Origin of the sequence: Streptomyces humi (assembly GCF_001005085.2) — a bacterium.
In the GTDB taxonomy this organism is placed as follows: Bacteria; Actinomycetota; Actinomycetes; order Streptomycetales; family Streptomycetaceae; genus Streptomyces; species Streptomyces humi.
In genome coordinates, this window is record NZ_LBMU02000037.1 from 112,410 (window position 1) to 136,472 (window position 24,063).

Sequence of the window (24,063 nt, forward strand, 5' to 3'; positions counted from 1 at the left end):
AGAGCGTTAACTCCTACGAGTACGACGCATTTCTGGAGGTGCAGGATGGTGAACGGGCGAACCGTGCTCGAGCGCTTTCCCGCAGGCGGACCGCGAGGATCATGGCCTGCGGAGGAGTTCGCACAGGCCCGGCGGCTGGAAGGGCTGCCCGCGGAGGTCGTGATGGACCTGGCCACGGACACCTTCCTGGTCATCGTGCGCGCCGCCGAGGGGGTCGAGAACTAGCCCGCCTTCCGGGCGGGCGCCGCGGCCGTGAACTGGTTCGCCTGGAGTCCGTAGAGCTCCGCGTAGACACCGCCGCTCGCCAGCAGCTCGTCGGGGGTCCCCGACTCCACGACCCGGCCCTGGTCGAGGACGTGCACCAGATCCGCGTGCCGGACCGACGCCAGCCGGTGGGTGATCAGTACGACCGTCTGCCCGCCGCCCGCCAGCGCCCGGATCTTCTCGAAGACCTCCAGCTCGGCCCGGGCGTCCAGGGCGGCCGTCGGCTCGTCCACGATCAGGATGTGCCCGCGCCGGTAGGCGGCGCGCGCGATGCCGAGGCGCTGCCACTGGCCACCGGACAGCTCGTGGCCGCCGCTGAAGCTGCGGGCCAGGAGGGTCTCCAGGCCCCGCGGCAGGTCCTCGACCACCTCCTGCGCGCCCGCCTCCGCGACCGACGCGGCCAGCCGCTCCTCGGTCAGCGGCGCCGACGAGCGGCCGACGGCCACATTGACCTTGGCGGTGAACGGCCAGCGTTTGAAGTCCTGGGCGACCATCGCGATGCGTTCGGCGAGCCGGTGCCGGTCCGCCTTCGCCGCGTCGACGCCGTCCCACAGGATGCGCCCCCGGTCCGGCTGGTACAGCCCGGCCAGCAGCTTGACCAGCGTGGTCTTGCCGGATCCGTTCTCCCCCACCAGGGCGACGATCCGGCCGAGGGGGAGGGAGAGGGTCACGTCGTCCAGGGCGGGACGGGAGACGGCACCGGTGTCACCGCCCGGGTCCTCACCCGGATAGGTGAAGGTGACGTTCTCGAAGCGGATCTCCCGCGGATCGTCCGGCAGGGGCTCCCCGCCGACCGGGATGGCCCGTTCGGCCGCCTCGACGTACAGCCGCTCCAGGTCTCCGACGAACAGCGCCTCCTCGTGCAGCGTGTTGATCTCCAGCACGAGCGTGTTGAGGCTCGCCGAGCCGGTACGGATCGCGATCACCGCCGTCCCGGCCACCGACAGGGCCATCGCCCCGCTCAGCAGCAGCGCGCCCAGCGTGGCGTACGTGGCGACGGTCGCCAGCCCGGTCCAGGCCGCCGCGATCAGACCGGTACGGGCCGCGAGCCTCGCCAGCCGGGCCTGCTCCTCCTCGGCCGTCTCCGCCATCGCCCGGAAGTGCCGCAGCAGGAACGGGCCGACCCCGTGCACCCGGATCTCCGGCGCCGCCTCCGGCTCGGTGAGCAGGCTGCTGATCAGATGCCCCGCGCGGGCGTGCTGCACCCAGATGTGGAACGACTCGTAGCGGCGCCGGGCGTTGGTCAGGGCGCCCCAGGCGCTCGGGATGGTCATCGTGATCAGCAGCGGGAGCAGGGCCGGGTGCAGCACGGTCAGCACCCCGGCCGCGGCGACCAGCGAGATCATCGCGTTCACCACACGGGTGCCGTACATGATCATGCGGCGGGCCGAGGCCGCGCCGTACTGCGCGGTGTCCAGCAGCTTGTGGAAGGCGTGGTCCTCGATCGCGGCGAGTTCGACGGCCGCCGCCCGCTCCAGGTACATCTCGGTCGCGACCCGTTCGACCTTGGGTTCCAGACGGCCCGTGGCATAGGTCGACGCGGCGCGCAGCAGCGCGGCCACGAACATCAGGGCGGCCATGGTCACCAGGGCGGGGGCGGCGCCGCGCAGCCGCTCCTCGATGGTGCCGGTGCCGATCAGCCGGCCCAGCACGCTGTTCACGGCCAGCAGGCTCACGGCCTGGGCCACGCCGACGCCCAGCTGGGCGACCAGCACGGTCCGCGCGTCCCGGGCGTCCGCCTGCCGGGCCAGCCGCAGGCTGGACGCGAGCATGCCGGGCAGGCGGGTCATCATGGCGCGGAAGTCCAGTTCGAGGAAGGCGTCCCGGTGCTGGTTCCAGCCCATGTCGTAGCGGAGCGGCCCCCCGAACAGCAGCCGCTCCGACTCGGACACCTCGGGCGCCGCCGCTTCCCGCCGCTTCCTCACCGTGGTCCTCCCCGGAGCCGTCGACGAACGGCCACTATCGCGGGCCCGGACGCCCGCCGGGCAGGGCGCGCGACGGGGCTCGGGGTGCACGGGGGAGTGCGCCCGGAACACACCGCGAACCGCGTCCGTACGGCACTCGGGCGGTGAAGGACGAGGTACGCGTACGCGTCACGCGCTGAGGGGCCGGGACCATTCCGGGGTCGTTCCCGTCACCCGGCAGAGTGCGAGATACAGCGGGATCGGCGGGGTGTACGGCACCGTCCCCTGCGGGCGGTGGATCAGCCGGGCGGCGCCGGGGAGCGTGGCCCCCGTGCTGTAGAGGGCCGGGGCGGGCCAGGTGAGGGCCTCGTCGGAGTCCGACGGAACGATCCACCACCAGTGCGTGCCGTCGGCGTACACGCATCCGACCCGTGGCAGCCGGGGTGCCACCAGCGGTCCGAGCGCCGCGGGTACGGCCACCGCGTCGCGGCCCAGCGGCGCCGTCATGCCCTCGGGCACCGGCGGTCGCCGGGTGTCGGCCGCGGTTCCCGGCCGCCGGTCCCGTTGCAGGCGGACCAGGGTGTCGAGACCCAGCGGCCGGCCAGGACCGGGGGCGCCGCTCACGCCGGCCTCCGCCGGGGCACCGAGTGCCGGGCCTCGGGCCGCGCCTCCCCGCCGGAGGCCGGCGACGGGCGGTGCGCCGGGTCACGCGCGGGGTTGTGGGACGAACCGCGCGTAGAACCCGGTCCGGGACGGGCGCCCCAGCCCAGGTCGTTGCTGGGTCCGGCGGTCTCCCGGGCGGCGTCGGCCCGGCCCGGCAGCTCCGCCCAGACCAGCAGTCCCGGTCCGTGCTCCTGCGCTCCCCAGGCCCGGCACAGCGCGTCGACGAGGAGCAGTCCTCTCCCGTGCTCCTCCTCGGGACGCTGCGGGGAGGGGTGGGGCTCGTCCGGTGAGCAGCCCTCGTCGTACACGGCTATGCGCACCGTGCCGTCGTGGTCGTGCAGCTCGCACACGACGCGACTGCTCGCGGTGTGCACGATCGCGTTGGTCACCAGCTCGGATATGACGAGCAAGGCGGTGTCACAGGTGTCCGCGCAGACCGACCAGCCGGTCAGCCGGGCACGCGCCAGACGTCTTGCCTGGGCGGGGGAACCCGGATGAGCGGCCAGCTCGAACCGGAACCGGCGCTCGGCGGCGCCCTCACCTGGGGCGACCACCGCGGCAGCGCCGAGACCGAGACGGTCGCCGGCGGCGTCTGTTCCTAAGGGCGCGGACGGAATCACGCTTGCCACTATCGCCCCGCCGTGAACACTTGGCAAGTGTCACTCTGAAAAATGCAGAGTGCTGTGTGACGCGGTGAAGGGCCGTGGCACACTGCTCGCAACAGCATGTCGAGCGGCGCCAGTTGGGATCAGTGAGGATCCGGCGGACCGATCCGGCCCATGCGACCGAGGTGACCGAACAGGACAGTTCCGGCTTATTCGGGCAATTCGGTTTGACGGGGCCGTTTCGGTTGATCCGTCAGATCGTCGAATGAGTCTTCGAATGGCGCCGCTGGGCTGTCGGCATGCCGGGTGACACCTGTAGATGACGGCGGCCGGCGCACCGGCGAGTCCGGACGGCGGCCCGGTCGGGGAACTTCATGGAGGTGGGTGGAGCGTGAGCGAGCCGCGGTCCGCGCCGACGGTGGGCCAGGTGGTCCTCGGCCGGCGCCTCCTCGACCTGCGGGAGCGCGCCGGGCTCAAACGGGAGGAAGCCGCCCGGGTGCTGCGCGTGGCACCCGCCACCGTCCGTCGTATGGAGATGGCCGAGGTCGCCCTCAAGATCCCCTACCTCCAGTTGCTCCTGAAGGCCTACGGGGTGACCGACGACGAGGCCGACCTCTTCGTCCGGCTCGCCGAGGACGCCAACAAGCCCGGCTGGTGGCAGCGGTTCCACGACATCCTCCCCGGCTGGTTCTCCATGTACGTCAGCCTGGAGGGCGCGGCGAGCCTGATCCGTTCCTACGAACCGCACTTCGTCCCCGGCCTGATGCAGACCGAGGACTACGCGCGCGGGGTGCTGAGATCCGGCGCCATCGGCCAGACGTCGCCCGAGGAGATCGAGCGCCATGTCGCCCTGCGCATGCAACGCCAGGAACTGCTCACCCGGTCCGACGCGCCGCGCTTCTGGGCGGTGATGGACGAGACCGTCCTGCGCCGCCCGGTCGGCGGCCCGGAGGTGATGCGCGCGCAGATCGACCGACTGCTGGAGGTGGCGAAGCTGCCCAACGTGACGCTCCAGGTCGTCCCGTTCTCGAGCGGGCCGCACCCGGGGACGTACGGGCCCTTCGTGCTCTTTCGATTCGCCATGCCCGAACTTCCGGACATGGTCTACAGCGAGTACCTGACCGGCGCCGTCTACCTGGACGCGCGCACCGAGGTGGCCAGCCACCTGGAGGTCATGGACCGCATGGCGGCCCAGGCCGCTACGGCACAACGCACGAAGGAGATCCTCCGGGATCTCCGCAAGGAGCTGTGAATGGATCGCATCAAACCCCAGTCCGGCCCGCGGAACCGCACCGAGCGGATCTACAACGGGATGCCTGCCGGGGAACTGGGCAGCGAGGGCTGGCACAAGCCGTGGAGCGGCGGCAACGGAGGCAACTGCCTGGAGGCGATGAAGCTGGCCGACGGCCGGATCGCCGTCCGCCAGTCGACCGATCCGGACGGACCGGCGCTGATCTACACCACCGACGAGATGACGGCCTTCATCGAGGGCGCCAAGGCGGGGGAGGCCGACTTCCTGCTCTCCTGACCTGCTCTTCTTCTGACCCGAACGTTGCCTTGCTCTCCCCGTTCTCCCCGTTCTCTCCGTTCTCCTCGTTCTCCTCGTTCTCCTCGTACTCCGTGATCTCCTTGTGTGACTTCTCTCGACTTCTCGTTCAACTTCGTTCTCTTGGTACTCAATTGACCATTGACCGTGTCAGACGCTTATGGAGCCCTTCATGACCGGGCAGGACCGCACCGTGATCGACACTGGCAAGCCCCATCCGGCGCGCATGTACGACTGGTATCTCGGCGGCAAGGACAACTACCCCGTCGACGAGGAGATGGGCCGGCAGATGCTGGCCCTCGACCCCCGGGTGCCGGTGATGGCCCGGGTCAACCGCGCCTTCATGCACCGCGCCACCCGCTGGCTGGCCGAGCACGGCGTACGGCAGTTCCTGGACATCGGCACGGGCATCCCGACCGAGCCGAACCTGCACCAGGTCGCCCAGGCCGCCGCCCCGGACGCCCGGGTCGTGTACTGCGACAACGACCCGATCGTGCTGGCCCACGCGGCGGCCCTGCTGCGCAGCACCCCCGAGGGCGCGACCGAGTACCTCCAGGCCGACGTGCGCGACCCGGCGGCGATCGTCGCCGGCGCGCGCGAGATCCTGGACCTCGACCGCCCCGTCGCGCTGTCACTCGTCGCCCTGCTGCACTTCGTCTCCGACGAGGACGGGGCGCACGAACTGGTCGGCAGACTGCTCTCCGAACTGCCCTCCGGCAGCTACCTGATGATGACCCACGCCACCGCCGACTTCACCCCGGAGGAGTCGGCGGCGGCCACCGCGAAACTGAAGACGGCCGGGGTCACGCTGGCGCTGCGCTCCCGCGAGGAGTTCGGCCGCTTCTTCGACGGCCTGGAACTCGTCGAGCCCGGTGTGTCGGTGGTCCACCACTGGCACCCGGAACTCGGCGAACCGGTGCCGGGACAGGACGACGGGGTGATCCCGGGATACGGGGCGGTGGCGCGCAAGCCGTGAGCCGCCCTCCGACACCGCCCCGCTCTGGTGACCTGCTGACCCTCTCCGGGTGACCTGCTGACCCCCCGGGTGGCCCGCTGCCCCCGGTGACCCGCTGGCCCTCGCTGACCTGTCGGCCTGGCCCCGGCCGACGCAGCTACACGACCATCGACGCAGCTACACGACCATCGGCCGGTCGTACGGCGATATCGGCGTCGGCAGCCGCGAACTGCCCGTCAGATACCGGTCGACGGCCGCCGCCACCGCCCGTCCCTCCGCGATCGCCCACACGATCAGGGACTGTCCACGCGCCGCGTCCCCGGCGGCGAACACCCCGGGGACGTTCGTCGCGAACCCGGCGTCCCTGCTGATCGTCCCGCGCGGTTCCGTCGCCACCCTCAGCTGGTCGATGAGCCCGTCCTCGCGGTCGGGCCCGGAGAAACCGAGCGCGAGCAGCACCATGTCCACGGGCAGCGTCCGCCCGCTCCCCGGCAGCGGCCGGCGTGCCGCGTCCACCTCCACCAGGTGCAGCGACCGGACATGGCCGCCCTCGTCGCCCGCGAAGCGCAGTGTCGACGCCGCGAACAACCGCGCGTCCGCGTGCGCCGCGGGCGCCGTCTCCAGATCCCGCGCCTCCTCGTGCGCTGCCGACAGCCGGTAGACCTTCGGGTACGTCGGCCACGGCTCGACGTCCTCGTCCCGCTCCGCGCCCGGCTGCGCGTAGATGTCCAGCTGGGTCACCGACGCGGCCCGCTCCCGGACCGCCGTACCCAGACAGTCCGCCCCCGTGTCACCTCCGCCCACGATCACCACATGCCTTCCGGCCGCCGACATCGGCGACTCGGCCAGATCCCCCTCGCACACCCGGTTGGCCAGCGGCAGATACTCCATCGCCTGGTGTATCCCTTCCAACTCCCGACCCGGCACCGGAAGTTCCCGCCACGCCGTGGCGCCGGTCGCGATCACCACCGCGTCGTACCGGGCCCGGAGCTCCGCCGCTCCCACGTCCCGTCCGACCGTCACCGAGGTGCGGAACTTCGTCCCCTCGGCGCGCATCTGGCGCAGCCGCCGTTCCAGATGGTGCTTCTCCATCTTGAACGAGGGGATGCCGTACCTCATCAGCCCGCCGAGCCGGTCGTCCCTCTCGTACACGGCGACCGTGTGCCCGGCCCTGGTCAGCTGCTGCGCCGCCGCGAGCCCGGTGGGCCCCGACCCGATCACCGCCACGGTCCGCCCGGTCAGCCGCTCCGGCGGCATCGGCGGAGCGAACCCCTCCGCCCAGGCCCGGTCGGCGATCGCGCACTCGACGTTCTTGATCGTGACGGCCGGCTGGTTGATCGCGAGCACACACCCCGCCTCGCACGGCGCCGGGCACAACCGTCCGGTGAACTCGGGGAAGTTGTTCGTCGCGTGCAGCCGGTCGCTCGCCGCCCGCCAGTCCTCCCGCGACACCAGGTCGTTCCACTCCGGGATCAGATTGCCCAGCGGGCACGCGTCGTGGCAGAACGGCACCCCGCAGTCCATGCAGCGGTCCGCCTGCTTGCTGATGATCGGCAGCAGCGCCCCGGGTACGTAGACCTCGTCCCAGTCCCGCACCCGCTCGTCGACCGGCCGCCGCCGCCACTCCTCGCGCTGCGTGGTCATGAACCCCTTGGGATCGGCCATGGTCGTCTTCCTCGCGTACGTCGCCCCAGGCCGTGCGTCATCGGGCCGCACTCTTTCGGCCACGATACGTCCGACCGGTGCCGCCCGCAGAGTGGCCGGTGACGCATTCCACCGGGTGCTCCTCAGCCGGGATCCAGCCGGAATCCAGCCGGAATCCAGCCGGAATCCAGCCGGGATCCAGCCGGGATCCAGCCGGGATCCAGGCGGGATCCAGGCGGGGCCAACCGGGATCCAGGCGGGGCCAGCCGGAATCCAGCCCGGGGTCAGCCGGACGCCAGTCGCCTCCCACGGCCTCCTCAGGCCAGGGCCAGTACGTAGACGAGGGCCGCCGCGGCCGACGAGAGGGTGCGCAGGTGGTTCCAGAACGTCCACTCACGCACATACACCGGCCAGTAGGCGGCCGCCTCCGGGGTGCCCGGCTCCAGCTTCGCCAGCGCCTCGTTCCGGGGCACGTTCGCCGCCACGCTCAGCCCGAACGAGCCGAACAGGTACAGCGCGCTGCCCAGCAGCAGCGCCGCCTTCCCCGCGTCCGGCCACACCACGAACGTCACCACCGCGATCATCGCGCTCAGCACCGCCGACCCCACGAACACCAGCATGAACGCCGACGTCACCGCGGACCGGTTGATCGCGTTCATCGCGGCGACCCCCTGCGCCGACGGCAGGGCGGCCAGCCCGCGCATCACGAAGGTCGAGAATCCGCAGAACACCCCCGCCACCAGGCCGGTCCCCAGCACTCCCAGCAGCACCAGTACGTAATACGGCCCGTCGATCACGACCACCACACCCACTCCCGTCCGTCCGACGTCATCCGGTCAGGCGCACCCGCACCCCGGCCTCCCAGCTCCGCAACACCGCTTCCACCGCCCCCGCGATCCGCCGCCTTGCCTCGTACCTGGGCACCCCGCCCATCAGCAGCTGGTCGTACGGCGTGTCCATGTGCCGTACCGCCGCCACCACCGCCGAGATCACCGCCCCCTCCGTCAGTGCCCGCCCGGCCGCGGTGCGACCCACCCGCCCGCTGCCTCGCAACGACGCGTGCGCAGCGATCGCCGTGGCCCGCTCCACCGGACACCCCGGAAACAGGCGCAGGATCTCCGCCGCGAACGCCTCCGTGAACCGCACGTCCTGCGCCGCCCGCAGCCTCGCGTCCCGCGCCCGCCGACGCCGCCGGGCCTCGGCGTCGGCCAGACACCGCCTCTCGGCGCGGACCAGCGCGGCCTCCTCCACCAGGACGCCCTGCCGCTCGTACCGGCTCTTGCGCCGGTTGAACCGCACCACCACCGCCGACAGCGTGCTCTCCTCCCGCGACCGCCGGGTCAGCGCGGTGTCCCCGCGGGGCAGGAACACCAGATGCCCGAGATCGGCGCAGTCCAGACACCGCGGCGCCCCGTCCTCCAGCACCAGCAGCGACAACGGCCCCCGCCGGCAGGCCGCGCACCGCTTGTGCCGCAGCGGCTGCACGACCAGCAGTCCACCGTGGTGAGGAGGAGTCGCGAGGCGTGTCATACGCGGTTCCCTGCCCGTTACGGGCACTGGTTGCACGTCCTTCGCAGCCCTGACCAAGACGTCCTCACCGCCCTGGAGAAGGCCGGGGCCGAGGAGAAGACGACTCGGTACGACGAGACCCCGGACAGCAACCTCGCCGATCCCGGACAGCCACCTCGCCGACCCCCGCTTGAGCCCCCCACCCCGCGCCCTCCGCCCGGCGCCCCCGCCCCGTGCCCCGTGCCCTGCGCCCCGTGCCCTGCGAGGCATCATGGCCCCGTGCGACTCGAAGCGATCACCTGGGACCGGCTCGCCGACCGCCTCGCCGAGCGGCTGGCCGACCTGAAGCCCGCCGACGGGGGTGCCTGGCCGCGCGTCGCCTTCGACGGCGCCCCCGCCGCCCGGCCCGGGGACCTCGCGGAGCGCGTCGGCGAGGCGCTGCGGGTGCGCGGCAGGCCGTCCCTCGTCGTGGGCACCGAGGGCTTCCTGCGGCCCGCCTCACTGCGTCTGGAGCACGGCCGCCGGGACGCGGAGTCGTACTACGGCGGCTGGTTCGACACCAACGCCCTGTGGCGCGAGGTCTTCGGCCCCCTCGACCCCGGCGGCACCGGCCGTGTCCTGCCCGATCTCTGGGACCCGGCCACCGACCGCGCCACTCGCAGCCCCTACGTCTCCCTCCCGCCCGGCGGCCTTCTGCTGCTGCACGGGCCGCTCCTGCTGCGGCACTGGTTCCCGTTCGACCTGACCGTCCATCTCCTGCTGACTCCCGGTGCCCTGCGTCGCCGGACCCCTGCGACCGAGCACTGGACCCTGCCCGCCTTCGAGCGCTACGCGGCCGAGACCGACCCCGCCGGCACGGCCGACGTCCTGGTCCGTGCCGACGACCCCCGCCATCCGGCGTGGAACGGCTGAGCGCCGTCAGAGCCAGCCGTTGCGCCGGAAGCCCCGGTACAGCGCCAGACACGCCGCGGATATGACCCCGAGGACGAGCGGATAGCCGAACCGCCAGTGCAGCTCCGGCATGTGATCGAAGTTCATGCCGTACACACCGCACACCATCGTCGGCACCGCGATCACCGCGGCCCACGCCGTGATCTTCCGCATGTCCTCGTTCTGCGCGACCGTCACCTGCGCCAGATGCGCCTGGAGGATGGAGTTGAGCAACTCGTCGAAGGCCGCGATCTGCTCCTTCGCCCGCGTCAGATGGTCGAGCACGTCCCGGAAGTAGGTCTGTATCTCCGGCGGGATCACCCGTATCGGCCGGGCGGTCAGCTCCTCCATCGGCCGGCCGAGCGGCACCACCGCCCGCTTCAGCTCCAGGAGTTCACGCTTCAGCTGGTAGATCCGGCCCGGATCGGCCCGCGCGCCGTTCTCCGCGAACACATCGGCCTCGACCTGGTCGATGTCCGCCTGCACCGAGTCCGTGACGTTCAGGTAGTCGTCCACCACATGGTCCGCGATCGCGTGCAGCACCGCCGCGGGACCCTTGGCGAGCTGCCCCGGCGTGGCCTCCAGCTCCTCGCGCAGCGGCCCCAGCGAACCGTGCCTGCCGTGCCGGACCGTGATCACGAAGTCCTCGCCGACGAACACCATGATCTCCCCGGTGTTCACCACCTCGCTGGTCGCCGTCAGCTTCTCGTGCTCGACGTAACAGACCGTCTTGAACACCGCGAACAGCGTCTCGCCGTACCGCTCCACCTTCGGGCGCTGATGGGCCTCGACCGCGTCCTCCACCGCCAGCGGGTGCAGATCGAAGAGTTCGGCGATGCCCGCGAACTCGCCGTCCGTCGGTTCGTGCAGCCCCAGCCACACGAACCCCTGGCCCTTCTTGCGCACCCGCTCCACCGCCGAGTACAGATCACTGCACTCCGGCACCCGCACGCCTTCCTCGTACGTCACACAGTTGACCACCGAGGAGCCCAGCGGGGACCGCGCGTGATGGTTCAGGTCGACGCGGGGGCGCCGCCGGGCAAGCCGCGCGACCTTGCGCAGACCGCCGGCCCTGCCCAGCCCCGTGACCTTCCGCAGATTCCCTGCCATCGTCATCCGGATCTCCTCGCGTGGATCCCCTCGCACACCGCTTCCGCGCCTTGTCCGGCAAGTCTGCCAGCCCGGTGTGAGACACGGGTAAGGCTGTGGGAACAGCGCGTTCCGGTTGGTTCCTGACTGTGGACAACCGGAACCCCGGCGCCGGTTCCCGCCGTTCGGTGACGGGTTCCCCGCGTCGGGCCGACACACTCTCGCCGCACCGGCGTCGACCGTCCCGGACAAGCCGGGCAACTGGGATCATCACTTCATGACACAAGCCGACGGGTACCTTCTCGACAACCGTCAGAGCGAGGCCGGACAGCGTTTCGACGCCTTCGCCCGCCTCTTCGACCCCACGACCTTCCGGCATCTCGAGGCGGCCGGTCTCAAAGCTGGCTGGCGCTGCTGGGAAGTGGGGGCGGGCGGCACCTCCGTGGTGTCCTGGCTCGCCGGGAAGGTGGGGCCGTCCGGCAAGGTCGTGGCCACCGACATCGACACCTCGCTGCTCACCGCGGTCGCCCAGGCACCCGTCGAGGTCCGCACCCACGACGTCGGCGCCGAGGAACCGCCGGGAGAGGGCTTCGACCTGGTGCACGCGAGGCTGGTCCTGGTCCATGTGCCGGACCGGGAAAGGGCGTTGCGCGCCATGATCAAGGCTCTGCGTCCCGGCGGTCGACTGCTGGTCGAGGACGCCGACCCCGCCCTCCAGCCCCTCACCTGCCCCTACGAGTACGGCCCCGAGCAGCAACTCGCCAACCGGCTCCGCCAGGGTTTCCGCAAGCTGCTGGCCGAACGCGGCGCCGACCTGTCGTACGGCCGCAAGCTCCCGCGGCTGCTCCGTGAGGCAGGACTGCGCGACGTGGAGGCCGACGCCCACTTCCCGGTCGCCTCACCCGCCTGCACCGCGCTGGAGGCCGCCACCGTCCGGCAGATCCGCGACCGGCTGGTCACGGCCGGCCTGGCCACGGACGCCGACATCGACCGGCACCTGGCCAACGTGGAGGCGGGCACCATGGACCTCGCCACCGCCCCGATGATCTCGGCCTGGGGCCGCAAGGAGTAGCCCCGCCCCGCCGCGCGCCGTTGCCGGCCGCTCTGCCGTGTCAGCCGTGGGCCGGGGGTCTGGCGCCCACGCGGCCCACCGCCCGCGCGCCCGCCCGGCAACCCCGCGCCGCCGCCTCCTCGGCGTCCGCGCCGGCGACCAGCGCGGCAAGGAACGCCCCGGTGAAGGCGTCACCGGCGCCCGTGGTGTCCCGGGGCGTCGCCGGTGCGGCCGGGACCCGCGCGACCACCACGCCCGCCCGGGCCACCAGCGCGCCCTCCGCGCCCGCCTTGGCCACCACCAGCGGCACCTGACGGCTCAACTTGGCCGCCGCGTCCGCCGGATCCGGCAGCCCCGTCAGCAGACAGGCCTCGTCCCGGCTCGGCAACAGGACGTCCACGCCCTCGACGAGTGCCAGGAACCGGTCCACACCCAGTGCCACGAGGAACCCGGCCGACGCCGGATCCACGCTCACCGGGACACCCCGCGCGCGTGCCGACGCCAGGGCGACCGCCACCAGTGCCCGGCCCGGTGCGGAGAACAGCAGATAACCGGAGAGATGCAGCCGGGCGGCCCCGTCGAGCAGCGTGTCCGACCAGTCGGCCGGCTCCAGCCGCAAGGACGCCCCGCTGTCCGTGAGGAAGGTGCGCTCCGCCGAGGCACCGCCGTCCACCAGGCAGACCACCGTCCCGGTGGCGGCCTCGGGATCCACCACCAGCCGCGGCCGCACCCCGGAGGCGACCAGTTCCCGCTCGTGCCACTCGGCCGCGTCCGCGCCGACCCGCCCGAGCAGCCGCACGTCCGCACAGCCCGTGTGGGCGGCCCAGCAGGCCACGTTGGCCCCGGCACCACCGGGCAGGGTCCGGATCACGGCAGCCGTGTCGGTGCCGGCCGCGAGCGGCCCCCGGTGCCGCGCGACGACATCGGTGACGACGTCCCCGACCACGAGCAGCGCACCGCCCGGTACCGCCTCCCGCGCGGTGGTCACCTCGCGGACCACGCCGAGGCGATCCGGGCCGCCAGCCGCACGTTGCCGCGCACCGCCGCCAGGTTGGCCTCCAGCGAGGCCCCGTCCGTGTGCCGGACCAGGTACCCGAGCAGGAACGGGGTGACCGCCTGCCCGGTGATCCCCTCCGCCTCGCACGCCCGCAGCGCGTCCGCGAGCACGCGCGCGTGCAGCTCCGGATCCAGCTGCTGCTCCTCCGGCACGGGGTTGGCGACGATCAGCGCCGTGTCCGCCGCGGCGAGCGTGTCCTGGGCGCGCATGACGTCCACGACCTGCTCGGGGGTGCGAAGCGTCCAGTCGACCGGGTGTCCGGAGTCGGACAGGTAGAAGCCGGGGAAGCGGTCCGTGCCGTAGCCGGCCACCGCGACGCCCATGGTCTCCAGGCGCTGGAGGGTGGCCGGCACGTCCAGGATCGACTTCACGCCCGCGCACACCACCGTGATCCGGGTGCGGGCCAGCAGGCCCAGGTCGGCGGACTCGTCCTGGGTCACCGTCCACTCCCGGTGCACCCCGCCGAGGCCTCCCGTGGCGAACACCCGGATGCCGGCCAGTGCCGCCAACTGCGCCGTCGCCGAGACGGTCGTCGCCCCGCTTGCCTCCGCGGCCACGGCGAACGGCAGATCGCGGTGGCCCAGCTTGCGGATCCCCTCCCCGCCCGCGACCCGCTCCAACTGGTCCTTGGCCAGGCCGACATGAGGCCGCCCGTCCAGCACCGCGATGGTCGCGGGCACCGCCCCCGCGCGCCGCACCTCCTCCTCCAGCTCCAGCGCCACCCGGAGGTTGCGCGGACGCGGCAGCCCGTGCGCGATGATCGTGGACTCCAGAGCCACCACCGCCCGGCCCGCGTCGAGTGCCTCCCGGACCTCTTCCGACACCACCAGCACCACGCGCCCGCCTCCTGTCCGTCGGTCCTTCCTCATCTCTGGCGGGCGGCACCGCCGGCTAAACGCTTGCGGCCCGTGGTGGACGCCACCAGCCTGGACCGCATGACGAATCACCCGGTACGTCTGGATCACGTCGTCCTCTGGGTCACCGACCCGGTCGCCGCGGCCGCCTTCTACGAGCGGACGGTCGGCCTGGAACCGCTGAGGGTCGCCGAGTTCGCCGCGGGCGAGGTCGCCTTCCCCTCCGTGCGGGTCGACGAAGGAAGCATCATCGACCTCGCGCCCCGCACCCTCGCCGACCGCATGCCCGCGCTCCCCGGGGCCGCCGGCAGCGCGGGCCACCCCGTCCACCACATCTGTCTGGCCCTGCCGTCCGACGCCTTCGACGCCCTGCGCGCCCGCCTCGCCGAGCACGCCGTACCCATGACCGACCTCGGGCACGACTCCTTCGGCGCCCGCGGGAAGGCGCCGCGCAACTTCTACTTCCAGGACCCGGACGGCAACGTCGTCGAGGCACGCCACTACGAGTGACCGCGCCCCAGGCGTAGCAGCGGCACCTCAGAACAGCGGCTCGGGCAGCACACCCTCCAGGGCGAGCAGCTTCCGCTTGGTCTCCAGACCGCCCCCGAACCCGCCGATGCCGCCGTCGCTCTCCACCACCCGGTGACAGGGCACCACCACGGGCAGCGGATTGGCGCCCATCGCCGCGCCCACCGCCTGCGCCCCGCCCGGCTGCCCGACCCGTCCGGCCAGCTCGCCGTACCCGACCACGGTGCCGAACGGCACACCCGCGGCCAGCTCGCGCAGTACCTGACGGTTGAAGCCGGAGATCAGCGACCAGTCCAGCGGCAGGTCGAAGTCCTGCCGGTCACCGGCGAAGTAGGCCCGCAGCTGACGTATCGCCTCGGCCAGCACCGGCGCTCCGGGATCCTCGACCGGCTCGGTGCCCAGCCGGCCCGCCAGCCGCTCCACCGCCCGCTCCCGCACCGCCTCGGAGGCATGGAACACCACGTTGACCAGGCCGTCGCGGGTCGCCGCCAGCAGCAGCGGACCGATGGCAGTGCCCACGACGGCCCACACCACCCGCTGCTCGTACTGCCCTTCGCTGTCCATGCGCCCCACCGTACGGCCCGCCACTGACAACGCCCGCCGCCCGGCCGGATCAGCCGGCCCGCAGCGCGGCCCGCACCACGTCGGGCTTGTCGCTGATGACCCCGTCGACGCCGTACCCCACGGCCTTCCACGCCGTGACCGCGTCGTCCACCGTCCATGTGAAGACGCGCAGGGGCCGGCCGTGCGGTCCGTCGACCGAGTGGACCGCGTGCACGTAACCGGCGGAGATCGAGCCCACCGACGGGTTGATCAGATCCGCGAAGCCCGCGTACCGCCGCAGCGCCCCGGTGGCCGGCGTGCCGAGGTAGCCGGTGGTCACGGCGGGCCGCAACCGGTGCACGGCGCGCAGGCTGTCCGCGCTGAAACTCTGCACGACGAGCCGGCCGAGGTGGCGGCGGTCCAGCCAGCCCTCGTTGCCCAGCTGCGCGAGGATCTGCCGCTCGATGCCCGGGTACAGCTGCGGGTTCTTGATCTCCAGGAGCAGCTTCTCGTGGTTGTGCTCGACCTCGCGCATGTACCGCGCCAGCGTGGGCAGGCGCGTGCCCGTGTACGAGCGGGAGAACCAGCTGCCCGCGTCGAGCCGGGCGATCTCGGCGGCGGTGAAGTCCTTCACCTTCCAGGGGGCCCGGCCGGGAAAGACCTGTTCGACGTCGGTGGTGCGCTGGAGACTGTCGTCGTGGACGACGACGAGCGTGCCGTCCTTGGTCCGCTGGACGTCGTTCTCGACCCAGGTGAAGCCCAGCGCGGCCGCCTTGTCGATGGCGGCCAGGGTGTTCTCGGGTGCGTAGGCGGAGGCACCCCGGTGGGCGAGCACCGTGGGTACCCCGGTGTCACCGGCCCGGGCGGCGGGGACGGGGCTCAGCAGGGCGGCCGTCCCCAGGAGCGCGGTGGTGGTGGCGGCTACTGCGCGCGCGTGCATGCGTACACCTCACGTCGGGCGAATACGGACAGCACAAGAGTGACAGCAGGGAGTCAACGGTGGCCGGGTACGGGATGACCACAGATCGAACGCAGTCGCCAAGGCCGCTCACCGGTGCCGCACAACTGAGGCAAGGGCGTGTTTCTTTGCCGGAAAATCGTTCGACCATTCCGGTGCGGGTCATACTCTCTGCGTCAACCCTGACCGCTCGGGCGGTCCTGGGACGGGGGCGCAATCCAAATATTCCGGGACGCAAAGGGTGAAGGGCAGCCACGCATGCAGGGCACGGTCGACGGATTCAGCTATGGGGTCGTCACCCCGCTGGTGGCCTATCTGATGGCCTGCCTCGGCGGCGCCCTGGGGCTGCGCTGCACGACCCGGGCCATGCTGGTGACCCATACCTGGCGGCCCGCCTGGCTGGCGCTCGGCTCCGCGGCGATCGGCTCCGGCATCTGGACCATGCACTTCATCGCCATGATGGGGTTCAGCGTCAAGGAGACGCCGATCCACTACGACAAGCCGATCACCTATGCGAGTCTCGCCCTCGCCATCGTCATGGTGGGTGTCGGGATCTTCATAGTCGGCTACCGGGGCGCCACCGGTACCGCGCTCTTCACGGGCGGCACGATCACCGGACTGGGCATCGCCTCGATGCACTACCTCGGCATGGCGGGCCTGCGCCTGAACGGCAGCCTCCAGTACAACACCGCCACCGTGGCCGCGTCCGTGGTGATAGGGGTCGTGGCCGCCACCTCGGCCCTGTGGGCGGCCGGGCAGATCCGCGGCTTCCTCTGGAGCGTCGGCGCCAGCCTCGTCATGGGCCTCGCCGTCAGCGGCATGCACTACACCGGCATGGCGGCCCTCAGCGTCCACCTCCACGGTTCCGGAGTGACCGCTCCCGGCGACTCGCCGGCCTCGCTGCTCGCCCCCATGCTGATCGGCCCGCTGACCTTCCTGTGCCTGGCCGCCGTCGTCGTGATCTTCGACCCGCTGCTGGTCATGGGCAGGCCCGCCCGGCTCCGCGTGGAGCGCAAGGCTGGCGTCCCGGCCGACGAGGTCACCCACCACCCGAGCCGCCGCACGTCCCCCCGCGTCGGCCACCAGCACAGCCACCACAGCTCGCGCACCCCGCAGAACCGCTGATCAGACCCGGTTGTCAGTGGGGGGTCGTACGGTGGATCCATGCGGCCCGTTTCCCACATCGAACGCACGGTGGCGCCCATCGAGGTCGTCAGCCCGTACCAGCCCAGCGGCGACCAGCCGGCGGCCATCGCCGAGCTGGCCAAGCGCATCGAGGCCGGTGAGAAGGACGTGGTCCTCCTCGGCGCGACCGGCACCGGCAAGTCCGCCACCACCGCGTGGATGATCGAGAAGCTCCAGCGCCCCACCCTCGTGATGGCGCCGAACAAGACACTGGCCGCCCAGCTGGCCAACGAGTTCCGCGAGCTCCTCCCGAACAACGCGGTCGAGTACTTCGTCTCGTACTACGACTACTACCAGCCCGAGGCGTACGTCCCGCAGTCGGACACCTACATCGAGAAGGACTCCTCGATCAACGAGGAGGTCGAGCGGCTGCGGCATTCCGCGACCAACTCGCTCCTCACCCGCCGTGACGTCGTCGTGGTGGCCTCGGTCTCCTGCATCTACGGCCTCGGCACCCCGCAGGAGTACGTCGACCGGATGGTCCCGCTGCGGGTAGGTGACGAGTTCGACCGGGACGACCTGCTGCGCCGCTTCGTCGACATCCAGTACACGCGCAACGACCTGGCCTTCACCCGCGGCACCTTCCGCGTCCGCGGCGACACCATCGAGATCTTCCCGGTCTACGAGGAGCTCGCCGTCCGCATCGAGATGTTCGGCGACGAGATCGAGGCGCTGTCCACGCTGCACCCGCTGACCGGCGAGATCATCAGTGACGACCAGCAGCTGTACGTCTTCCCGGCCTCCCACTACGTCGCCGGCCCCGAGCGCATGGAGCGGGCCGTCAACGACATCGAGAAGGAGCTCGGGGAGCGCCTGGCCGAGCTGGAGAAGCAGGGCAAGCTGCTGGAGGCCCAGCGCCTGCGCATGCGCACCACCTACGACATCGAGATGCTCCGCCAGATCGGCACCTGCTCCGGCGTGGAGAACTACTCGATGCACTTCGACGGCCGCCTGCCCGGCTCCCCGCCCAACACCCTGCTCGACTACTTCCCGGACGACTTCCTGCTCGTCATCGACGAGTCGCACGTCACCGTGCCGCAGATCGGCGCCATGTACGAGGGCGACGCCTCCCGGAAGCGCACCCTCGTGGACCACGGTTTCCGGCTGCCCTCGGCCCTGGACAACCGGCCCCTGAAGTGGGAGGAGTTCCAGGAGCGGATCGGTCAGGCCGTGTACCTGTCGGCGACGCCCGGCACGTACGAGCTCTCCCGCGGGGACGGCGTCGTCGAGCAGATCATCCGCCCCACCGGCCTCGTCGACCCCCAGGTCGTGGTCAAACCCACCGAGGGGCAGATCGACGACCTGGTGCACGAGATCCGCAAGCGCACCGAGAAGGACGAACGGGTCCTGGTCACCACCCTCACCAAGAAGATGGCCGAGGACCTCACCGACTACTTCCTGGAACTCGGCATCCAGGTGCGCTACCTGCACAGTGACGTCGACACCCTGCGCAGGGTCGAGCTGCTGCGCGAGCTGCGGTCCGGCGAGTACGACGTCCTGGTCGGCATCAACCTCCTCCGTGAGGGCCTCGACCTGCCCGAGGTGTCCCTGGTGGCGATCCTCGACGCCGACAAGGAGGGCTTCCTGCGCTCCGGTACCTCGCTGATCCAGACCATCGGCCGTGCGGCGCGCAACGTCTCCGGCGAGGTCCACATGTACGCCGACAAGATCACCCCGGCGATGGAGAAGGCCATCGACGAGACCAACCGGCGCCGGGAGAAGCAGGTCGCCTACAACAAGGCCAACGGCATCGACCCGCAGCCGCTGCGCAAGAAGATCAACGACATCGTGGCGCAGATCGCGCGCGAAGAGATCGACACCGAACAGCTCCTCGGCTCGGGCTACCGCAAGTCCAAGGACGGCAAGGGTGCCAAGGCCCCCGTCCCGGCCCTGGGCGACAAGGCGGCCAGGGGCGCGAAGGCCGGCAAGGCGGCGAAGGGCAAGGCCGCGGAAACGGTGCCCACCGATCGTCCGGTGGCCGAACTCACCGAGCAGATCGAGGAGATGACGGCGCGGATGCGCGCCGCCGCGGCGGATCTACAGTTCGAGATCGCCGCCCGGCTGCGTGACGAGGTCTCGGAGATGAAGAAGGAACTGCGCCAGATGAAGGAGGCGGGCCTGGCCTGATCCCGCAGTCCCCACCGGACCCCGGCAAGGGCGCGAAGTGTTGCAACACCGACACAAACCGCGGGCCGGGGTTCGGCACTGTCAGTGCCGCTGCATAGGGTTTTGGACAACCGCGCACGCCGCGGCGACCGGAGACGTCCGACGAGGGGAACGCAGCCGTGACCGTCAACATGACCAAGGGTCAGGCCATCAGCCTGGAGAAGCAGGACGGGGGCTCCCTGAGTGCGGTCCGCATGGGTCTCGGCTGGAAGGCGGCGCCCCGGCGCGGGCTGTTCGGCTCCCGTACCCGTGAGATCGACCTGGACGCCTCGGCGGTGCTGTTCGCCGACAAGCAGCCCGTCGACGTCGTGTTCTTCCGCCACCTGGTGAGCGACGACGGTTCGGTCCGTCACACCGGCGACAACCTCGTCGGCGGCGCCGGCCAGGGCGGTGACGACGAGGCGATCGTCGTCGACCTCGCACGCGTCCCGGTCCACATCGACCAGATCATCTTCACCGTCAACTCGTTCACCGGCCAGACCTTCCAGGAAGTGCAGAACGCCTTCTGCCGGCTGGTCGACGAGACCAACGGCCAGGAACTCGCCCGCTACACGCTCGACGGCGGCGGCGAGTACACCGCCCAGATCATGGCGAAGGTGCACCGGTCCGGCTCGGGCTGGACGATGACGGCCCTCGGTGTCCCGGCCCGGGGCCGTACCTTCCAGGACCTCGTGCCCACGATCCTGCCGGTTCTCTAGGGCACGACTCCGCCGGTCCTCCGGAAGAGGCCCCGCGGCGCACGACGACACGACACACAGGGGGACATGGGCAATGGCGGCCGAGCTGGTGCGCGGGCAGAACCATCCGCTCTCGCGGGCCCGGATCGAGATCCGGATCTCGGCCGACGTGCCGGTGGTCGCCGGGGCCACCCTCGCCGACGACAGCGGCCGGGTGCCGGGCGCGGACCGGGTGGCCCACCCGGGCGCGCCCACCCTGCCCGGGCTGGAGGTCTCCCGGCAGGCGGCCGCCGAACACCGGCTGGCCGTCGACCTCGACGCCATGCCGGAGACGGTGCACCGGCTGAGTGTCCTGATCGCCCTGCCCGCCACTGCCGACGGGCCGCCCCGCTTCGGTGCCGTCCGCGCTCCCCGTGCCGCGGTCACCGGCCTCGACGGCGCCGAGATCGCCGGCTACACCCTCACCGGCCTGGACGCCGAGTCGGCCGTGATCGCCCTGGAGCTCTACCGTCGGCAGGGCGCCTGGAAGGTCCGCGCGGTCGGCCAGGGCTACGCGGGCGGCCTCACCGCGCTCTTCACCGATCAGGGCGTGCCGCAGGCCGCCGAACTCGCCCGCGGCATCGAGGAAGCGGTGGCCCAGGGCCTGGCCCGCTCCGTCCCGGCCCGTACGACGGACACCGACCGCACCCGCCGTACGGCCGCGTCCGTCGCCGGCTCCGATCTCTCGGGCGCCGCCTCCGCCGCCGGTCCCGAGCCGGCGGGTACCGCTCCCGCCGCCGGACCGTCGTACGACCCGAGGGCAGCCGGCGTCGGCAGCGTCCGACCGGCCCCTGCCGACGGCAGCGTGCGACCGGCCCCTGCCGACGGCAGCGTGCGACCGACCCCTGCCGACGAACTGGGCGGCACCCAGCCGGCGTCCGGCGCAGGGCCCTCCGTCTCCGACGGTCCCGGCATCGCGGAGGCCGCCACGTCACCCGCCGGTGGCCCCGTCGACTACACGCATCCGAAGCGCCGCCAGGCCTCCCCGCCACCGGCCCCGGGGGCTCCGGGCCCAGGGGCTCCGGCCCCGGTGGCGGACGGTCCCGCACCACCCGTCGCGGGAGACGCGGTCGGCTGGTCCATGGACGAGCGCCTCTACAACCAGGTCTGGGGCATGTTCGAGGACCTGGCCCGGTCCACCGCCGCCTACCGCAGCGCCGTCGACTTCGCCGAGTCACGCCTGGAGAAGGAACTGGACCAGGTCCTCTCCGATCCGCGCAGCCGCCTCGGTTCGGCGGGCGACGCCGCGCGCGAGGCGGCCCGTGCCCGGCAGGCCGAGCTGGTCGACCAGGCCCGGGCCGTCCTCGACCGTGACCTCGCTCAGCTCATCGCCGAGTCCGAGGTCGTCGAGCCCGCGCTGCCACCGGCGTACGCCGGCTGGGACAACCCCGTCTGGCACGGCTACCGGGTGCCGACCGAGTCACCGATGGCCGTCCGGCTGGGCGACCTCCGGCTGCCGGAGAGCACCCCGCTGCGCATCCCGATGCTGATCAGGCTGCCTCTGGAGCGGGGGTTGTGGATCGACAGCGGATCCCTCGACGGGACCGGTTCGGACACCGGCGAGCTGCGCCACCTCGCCATGCGCACGGCGGTGGCGCTGGCGGCCCGGCTGCTCGCCGTCCATCCGGTGGGGGAGTTCGGGGTCGAGGTCGTCGATCCCGCCGGCGCGGGTGCGTCGGCGCTCACACCGCTGACCGGGACCGGGGCCCTGGCGGAGCCACCCGCCACCGGCGCCGCCGGTGTGGCGGCCGTACTGGGGCGGCTGACCGAGCGGGTCGATCTGGTGCAGATGGCGCTGCGCGGCGGTGCGCCCGACGCGCTGCCGCCCGGTCTGGACACCTCACGCCGACTGCTGATCGTCAACGACTTCCCGCACGGTTTCGACGACCGTGCCGTCACCCAGCTGCGTTACCTCGCGGACGAGGGGCCGGACGTCGGCGTCCACCTCCTGCTGGTGGCCGACCGTGAGGACGCGGCTGCCTACGGCCCGTTGCTCGATCCGTTGTGGCGTTCACTGATGCGACTGACCCCCGCGCCGGACGACCACCTGGCCGACCCGTGGGTGGGGCATGCCTGGACGTACGAACCCTGCCTCGTGCCGGACGGCAGCCAGGTGCTCCAGCAGGTCCTCACGCAGGTGGTGACAGCCCGCACCAAGCGTATGTAAAGAGCTCTGACCAGTGTATTTGGCCTTTCTTTTGCCAAGCGCTTTACCTTTCCTTGGTGATTGGGGTACTGTTTTCCTCACGGAGGGGAGTACTCCCTGTCTGCTGCGGCGTACCCGTCAATACGGATCCGACCGGATCCCGGGGCGTCGGCCCGTCTCGGGTGGAAGAGACCTCCGGCAGCGATGACGCTGGCACTTTGCCCGTTCACGAACCGGAGGCGCAGTGGATGTATCCGTGACCCTGTGGGTCCTCACCATTCTTGGTCTGGCCGCCCTGATCGCGGTCGACTTCTTCATCGGCCGCAAGCCGCATGACGTGTCCATCAAGGAAGCTGGAATCTGGACCGTCGTCTGGATCGCCCTGGCCGGACTCTTCGGCCTCGGCCTGCTCCTCTTCTCCGGCGGCCAGCCCGCGGGAGAGTTCTTCGCCGGCTTCATCACCGAGAAGTCGCTGAGCGTCGACAACCTCTTCGTCTTCGTCCTGATCATGGCGAAGTTCGCGGTGCCCTCGCAGTACCAGCAGCGGGTGCTGCTCGTCGGCGTCCTCATAGCCCTGGTCCTGCGCGCGGTCTTCATCGCCGCCGGTGCCGCGATCCTCGCCAGCTTCTCGTGGGTCTTCTACCTCTTCGGTGCCTTCCTCATCTGGACGGCCTGGAAGCTGATCCAGGAGGCGCGGACCGACGAGGAGGACGAGGAGTTCGAGGAGAGCAAGCTGCTCAAGGCCGTCGAGCGCAAGTTCGGTGTGGCCGACCGCTACCACGGCACCAAGCTGTGGATCCAGCAGAACGGCAAGCGGGTCATGACCCCGATGCTCGTCGTCATGCTCGCGATCGGTACGACCGATGTCCTGTTCGCGCTGGACTCCATCCCCGCGATCTTCGGCCTGACGCAGGACCCGTACATCGTCTTCACGGCCAACGCGTTCGCGCTGATGGGTCTGCGACAGCTGTACTTCCTCATCGGCGGACTGCTGAAGAAGCTGGTCCACCTCTCGTACGGCCTGTCGATCATCCTCGGCTTCATCGGCGTGAAGCTGGTGCTGCACGCTCTGCACGAATCCGGCATCCATGTCCCGGAGATCAGCATCCCGGTCTCCCTCGGCGTCATCTGCGCGGTCCTGATCGTCACCACGATCACCAGCCTCAGGGCCTCCGGGAAGCAGGCGGCGGCCGAGGCGGCGCAGGCCCGGAGTGAAGGCGCTCCGAAGGACAGCATCGACGTCTGACCACGTCCGACGTAGCCACAACCACCCCGTGGACCGGTGCCCGGCGCATTGCCGCGGCACCGCGCCCGATGCTTCGTTGGGTGGCGGAGTGCCCCCGGTCGGGGGCGCCGCCACCCGGTGGAGGCAACCGTGACATTCGTCCAGATCATCGACTTCGAAACCGACCGCATCGACGAGCTGAAGGCCCTCGCCGACGAGATGGCCGACCAGCTCGCCGGCCGCGACAACAGCCCCACCGACCGTCTGATCCTCGAGGACCGGGGCCGCCCCGGTCGCTACCTCGCGGTGATCGCGTTCAACTCCTACGAGGAGGCCATGCGGAACAGCGGCGACCCGGAGACCGGCAAGTTCGCCGAACGGATGGCCGCCCTCTGCACCCGGCCGCCGTCCTTCACCGACTGCGACGTCATCGACCGGGCCGACTTCACGTAACCGCCCGCCCGACCGAACCCGTACGACCCGGGGGCCGTGCCGTACGACGGCAGGCCCCCGGCACCCGAAAGG

The 24,063-nt window shown here is 71.5% G+C and carries 24 protein-coding genes; 13 read left to right on the plus strand and 11 right to left on the minus strand.

Annotated elements, in window-relative coordinates:
- Positions 1 to 45 precede the first annotated feature (45 nt).
- Entirely contained in the window at positions 46 to 225 is a 180-nt protein-coding gene (locus AAW13_RS16490) for a hypothetical protein (RefSeq protein WP_046729651.1), read from the plus strand.
- Here AAW13_RS16490 and AAW13_RS16495 read toward each other — a convergent pair.
- From AAW13_RS16495 to AAW13_RS16505, 3 genes are all read right to left on the minus strand, one after another.
- Positions 222 to 2,108, minus strand: coding sequence for an ABC transporter ATP-binding protein (locus AAW13_RS16495; protein ID WP_420855470.1), 1,887 nt, complete (start codon positions 2,106 to 2,108; stop codon positions 222 to 224). The two genes, AAW13_RS16490 and AAW13_RS16495, sit on opposite strands and share 4 nt — an antisense overlap.
- A 249-nt stretch (positions 2,109 to 2,357) precedes the next feature.
- Positions 2,358 to 2,792, minus strand: a complete 435-nt coding sequence (locus AAW13_RS16500) for a hypothetical protein (RefSeq protein WP_046729653.1) — start codon at positions 2,790 to 2,792, stop codon at positions 2,358 to 2,360.
- The gene (locus tag AAW13_RS16505) at positions 2,789 to 3,460 is read right to left on the minus strand and encodes an ATP-binding protein (RefSeq protein WP_079178830.1); all 672 of its coding nucleotides are present in this window, start codon (positions 3,458 to 3,460) and stop codon (positions 2,789 to 2,791) included. Before AAW13_RS16505 ends, AAW13_RS16500 begins: the two co-directional genes overlap by 4 nt.
- Positions 3,461 to 3,827: 367 nt before the next feature.
- Here AAW13_RS16505 and AAW13_RS16510 point away from each other — a divergent pair, with 367 nt between their 5' ends.
- From AAW13_RS16510 to AAW13_RS16520, 3 genes are all read left to right on the plus strand, one after another.
- Positions 3,828 to 4,688 carry a helix-turn-helix domain-containing protein gene (locus AAW13_RS16510; RefSeq protein ID WP_046729654.1) on the plus strand — a complete coding sequence of 287 codons (861 nt, stop codon included), beginning with the start codon at positions 3,828 to 3,830 and terminating at the stop codon, positions 4,686 to 4,688.
- Positions 4,689 to 4,964 (plus strand): DUF397 domain-containing protein, encoded by a 276-nt coding sequence (locus tag AAW13_RS16515; RefSeq protein ID WP_046729655.1) that lies wholly within the window; start codon positions 4,689 to 4,691, stop codon positions 4,962 to 4,964. It begins immediately after the preceding gene.
- A 190-nt stretch (positions 4,965 to 5,154) separates the two neighbouring features.
- Positions 5,155 to 5,958, plus strand: a complete 804-nt coding sequence (locus AAW13_RS16520; protein ID WP_046729656.1) for an SAM-dependent methyltransferase — start codon at positions 5,155 to 5,157, stop codon at positions 5,956 to 5,958.
- A gap of 156 nt (positions 5,959 to 6,114) precedes the next feature.
- Here AAW13_RS16520 and AAW13_RS16525 read toward each other — a convergent pair whose 3' ends face one another.
- The 3 genes from AAW13_RS16525 to AAW13_RS16535 all read right to left on the minus strand — a co-directional run bounded on the left by AAW13_RS16525 (position 6,115) and on the right by AAW13_RS16535 (position 9,111).
- On the minus strand, positions 6,115 to 7,602 hold the full coding sequence (locus tag AAW13_RS16525) for a glutamate synthase subunit beta (protein WP_046729657.1): 1,488 nt from the start codon (positions 7,600 to 7,602) through the stop codon (positions 6,115 to 6,117).
- A gap of 296 nt (positions 7,603 to 7,898) precedes the next feature.
- Complete coding sequence (locus AAW13_RS16530; protein WP_046729679.1) at positions 7,899 to 8,378, minus strand: anthrone oxygenase family protein; 480 nt, start codon at positions 8,376 to 8,378, stop codon at positions 7,899 to 7,901.
- A 31-nt stretch (positions 8,379 to 8,409) separates the two neighbouring features.
- A complete protein-coding gene (locus AAW13_RS16535; RefSeq protein ID WP_046729658.1) occupies positions 8,410 to 9,111 on the minus strand; it encodes a DUF2293 domain-containing protein in 702 nt (233 codons plus the stop codon).
- A gap of 258 nt (positions 9,112 to 9,369) precedes the next feature.
- Here AAW13_RS16535 and AAW13_RS16540 point away from each other — a divergent pair, with 258 nt between their 5' ends.
- Positions 9,370 to 10,002 carry a nucleoside/nucleotide kinase family protein gene (locus AAW13_RS16540; protein WP_046729659.1) on the plus strand — a complete coding sequence of 211 codons (633 nt, stop codon included), beginning with the start codon at positions 9,370 to 9,372 and terminating at the stop codon, positions 10,000 to 10,002.
- Positions 10,003 to 10,008: 6 nt separating this feature from the next.
- Here the strand turns inward: AAW13_RS16540 and AAW13_RS16545 are convergent, their stop codons facing one another.
- On the minus strand, positions 10,009 to 11,136 hold the full coding sequence (locus AAW13_RS16545) for a magnesium and cobalt transport protein CorA (protein ID WP_046729660.1): 1,128 nt from the start codon (positions 11,134 to 11,136) through the stop codon (positions 10,009 to 10,011).
- 250 nt (positions 11,137 to 11,386) lie between these two features.
- Between AAW13_RS16545 and AAW13_RS16550 the strand changes: the two genes are divergently transcribed.
- The gene (locus AAW13_RS16550) at positions 11,387 to 12,181 is read left to right on the plus strand and encodes a methyltransferase domain-containing protein (RefSeq protein WP_046729661.1); all 795 of its coding nucleotides are present in this window, start codon (positions 11,387 to 11,389) and stop codon (positions 12,179 to 12,181) included.
- Between the two features lie 40 nt (positions 12,182 to 12,221).
- Here AAW13_RS16550 and AAW13_RS16555 read toward each other — a convergent pair whose 3' ends face one another.
- Together AAW13_RS16555 and AAW13_RS16560 are read right to left on the minus strand one after the other, a co-directional pair.
- Positions 12,222 to 13,160, minus strand: coding sequence for a carbohydrate kinase family protein (locus tag AAW13_RS16555; protein WP_240528638.1), 939 nt, complete (start codon positions 13,158 to 13,160; stop codon positions 12,222 to 12,224).
- Positions 13,145 to 14,053 carry a pseudouridine-5'-phosphate glycosidase gene (locus AAW13_RS16560; protein ID WP_046729662.1) on the minus strand — a complete coding sequence of 303 codons (909 nt, stop codon included), beginning with the start codon at positions 14,051 to 14,053 and terminating at the stop codon, positions 13,145 to 13,147. The genes AAW13_RS16555 and AAW13_RS16560 overlap by 16 nt, the downstream gene beginning before the upstream one ends.
- A gap of 99 nt (positions 14,054 to 14,152) precedes the next feature.
- On the opposite strand from AAW13_RS16560, the gene AAW13_RS16565 reads away from it, so the two are divergent.
- Positions 14,153 to 14,581 (plus strand): VOC family protein, encoded by a 429-nt coding sequence (locus AAW13_RS16565; RefSeq protein ID WP_046729681.1) that lies wholly within the window; start codon positions 14,153 to 14,155, stop codon positions 14,579 to 14,581.
- A 27-nt stretch (positions 14,582 to 14,608) separates the two neighbouring features.
- Here AAW13_RS16565 and AAW13_RS16570 read toward each other — a convergent pair whose 3' ends face one another.
- A complete protein-coding gene (locus AAW13_RS16570) occupies positions 14,609 to 15,163 on the minus strand; it encodes a methylated-DNA--[protein]-cysteine S-methyltransferase (RefSeq protein WP_046729663.1) in 555 nt (184 codons plus the stop codon).
- A gap of 49 nt (positions 15,164 to 15,212) precedes the next feature.
- The gene (locus AAW13_RS16575) at positions 15,213 to 16,082 is read right to left on the minus strand and encodes a glycerophosphodiester phosphodiesterase (RefSeq protein ID WP_046729664.1); all 870 of its coding nucleotides are present in this window, start codon (positions 16,080 to 16,082) and stop codon (positions 15,213 to 15,215) included.
- A gap of 276 nt (positions 16,083 to 16,358) precedes the next feature.
- Between AAW13_RS16575 and AAW13_RS16580 the strand changes: the two genes are divergently transcribed.
- From AAW13_RS16580 to AAW13_RS16605, 6 genes are all read left to right on the plus strand, one after another.
- Positions 16,359 to 17,225 (plus strand): MHYT domain-containing protein, encoded by an 867-nt coding sequence (locus tag AAW13_RS16580; protein WP_046729665.1) that lies wholly within the window; start codon positions 16,359 to 16,361, stop codon positions 17,223 to 17,225.
- A gap of 39 nt (positions 17,226 to 17,264) precedes the next feature.
- Positions 17,265 to 19,412, plus strand: a complete 2,148-nt coding sequence (gene uvrB, locus AAW13_RS16585) for an excinuclease ABC subunit UvrB (RefSeq protein WP_046729666.1) — start codon at positions 17,265 to 17,267, stop codon at positions 19,410 to 19,412.
- A gap of 158 nt (positions 19,413 to 19,570) precedes the next feature.
- On the plus strand, positions 19,571 to 20,149 hold the full coding sequence (locus tag AAW13_RS16590; RefSeq protein ID WP_046729667.1) for a TerD family protein: 579 nt from the start codon (positions 19,571 to 19,573) through the stop codon (positions 20,147 to 20,149).
- Between the two features lie 73 nt (positions 20,150 to 20,222).
- Positions 20,223 to 22,334, plus strand: a complete 2,112-nt coding sequence (locus AAW13_RS16595) for a TerD family protein (protein ID WP_071659573.1) — start codon at positions 20,223 to 20,225, stop codon at positions 22,332 to 22,334.
- Positions 22,335 to 22,557: 223 nt separating this feature from the next.
- Positions 22,558 to 23,559 carry a TerC family protein gene (locus AAW13_RS16600; protein ID WP_046733440.1) on the plus strand — a complete coding sequence of 334 codons (1,002 nt, stop codon included), beginning with the start codon at positions 22,558 to 22,560 and terminating at the stop codon, positions 23,557 to 23,559.
- Between the two features lie 129 nt (positions 23,560 to 23,688).
- The gene (locus AAW13_RS16605) at positions 23,689 to 23,991 is read left to right on the plus strand and encodes a hypothetical protein (protein ID WP_046733441.1); all 303 of its coding nucleotides are present in this window, start codon (positions 23,689 to 23,691) and stop codon (positions 23,989 to 23,991) included.
- The last annotated feature ends 72 nt before the right edge of the window (positions 23,992 to 24,063 follow it).

Coding starts and splice junctions, on each gene's coding strand:
- AAW13_RS16490 (WP_046729651.1), top strand. CDS start 46: ATGGTGAACGGGCGAACCGTGCTCGAGCGCTTTCCCGCAGGCGGACCG.
- AAW13_RS16495 (WP_420855470.1), bottom strand. CDS start 2,108: ATGGGCTGGAACCAGCACCGGGACGCCTTCCTCGAACTGGACTTCCGC.
- AAW13_RS16515 (WP_046729655.1), top strand. CDS start 4,689: ATGGATCGCATCAAACCCCAGTCCGGCCCGCGGAACCGCACCGAGCGG.
- AAW13_RS16520 (WP_046729656.1), top strand. CDS start 5,155: ATGACCGGGCAGGACCGCACCGTGATCGACACTGGCAAGCCCCATCCG.
- AAW13_RS16525 (WP_046729657.1), bottom strand. CDS start 7,602: ATGGCCGATCCCAAGGGGTTCATGACCACGCAGCGCGAGGAGTGGCGG.
- AAW13_RS16535 (WP_046729658.1), bottom strand. CDS start 9,111: ATGACACGCCTCGCGACTCCTCCTCACCACGGTGGACTGCTGGTCGTG.
- AAW13_RS16545 (WP_046729660.1), bottom strand. CDS start 11,136: ATGACGATGGCAGGGAATCTGCGGAAGGTCACGGGGCTGGGCAGGGCC.
- AAW13_RS16550 (WP_046729661.1), top strand. CDS start 11,387: ATGACACAAGCCGACGGGTACCTTCTCGACAACCGTCAGAGCGAGGCC.
- AAW13_RS16565 (WP_046729681.1), top strand. CDS start 14,153: ATGACGAATCACCCGGTACGTCTGGATCACGTCGTCCTCTGGGTCACC.
- AAW13_RS16570 (WP_046729663.1), bottom strand. CDS start 15,163: ATGGACAGCGAAGGGCAGTACGAGCAGCGGGTGGTGTGGGCCGTCGTG.
- AAW13_RS16575 (WP_046729664.1), bottom strand. CDS start 16,082: ATGCACGCGCGCGCAGTAGCCGCCACCACCACCGCGCTCCTGGGGACG.
- AAW13_RS16580 (WP_046729665.1), top strand. CDS start 16,359: ATGCAGGGCACGGTCGACGGATTCAGCTATGGGGTCGTCACCCCGCTG.
- uvrB (WP_046729666.1), top strand. CDS start 17,265: ATGCGGCCCGTTTCCCACATCGAACGCACGGTGGCGCCCATCGAGGTC.
- AAW13_RS16595 (WP_071659573.1), top strand. CDS start 20,223: ATGGCGGCCGAGCTGGTGCGCGGGCAGAACCATCCGCTCTCGCGGGCC.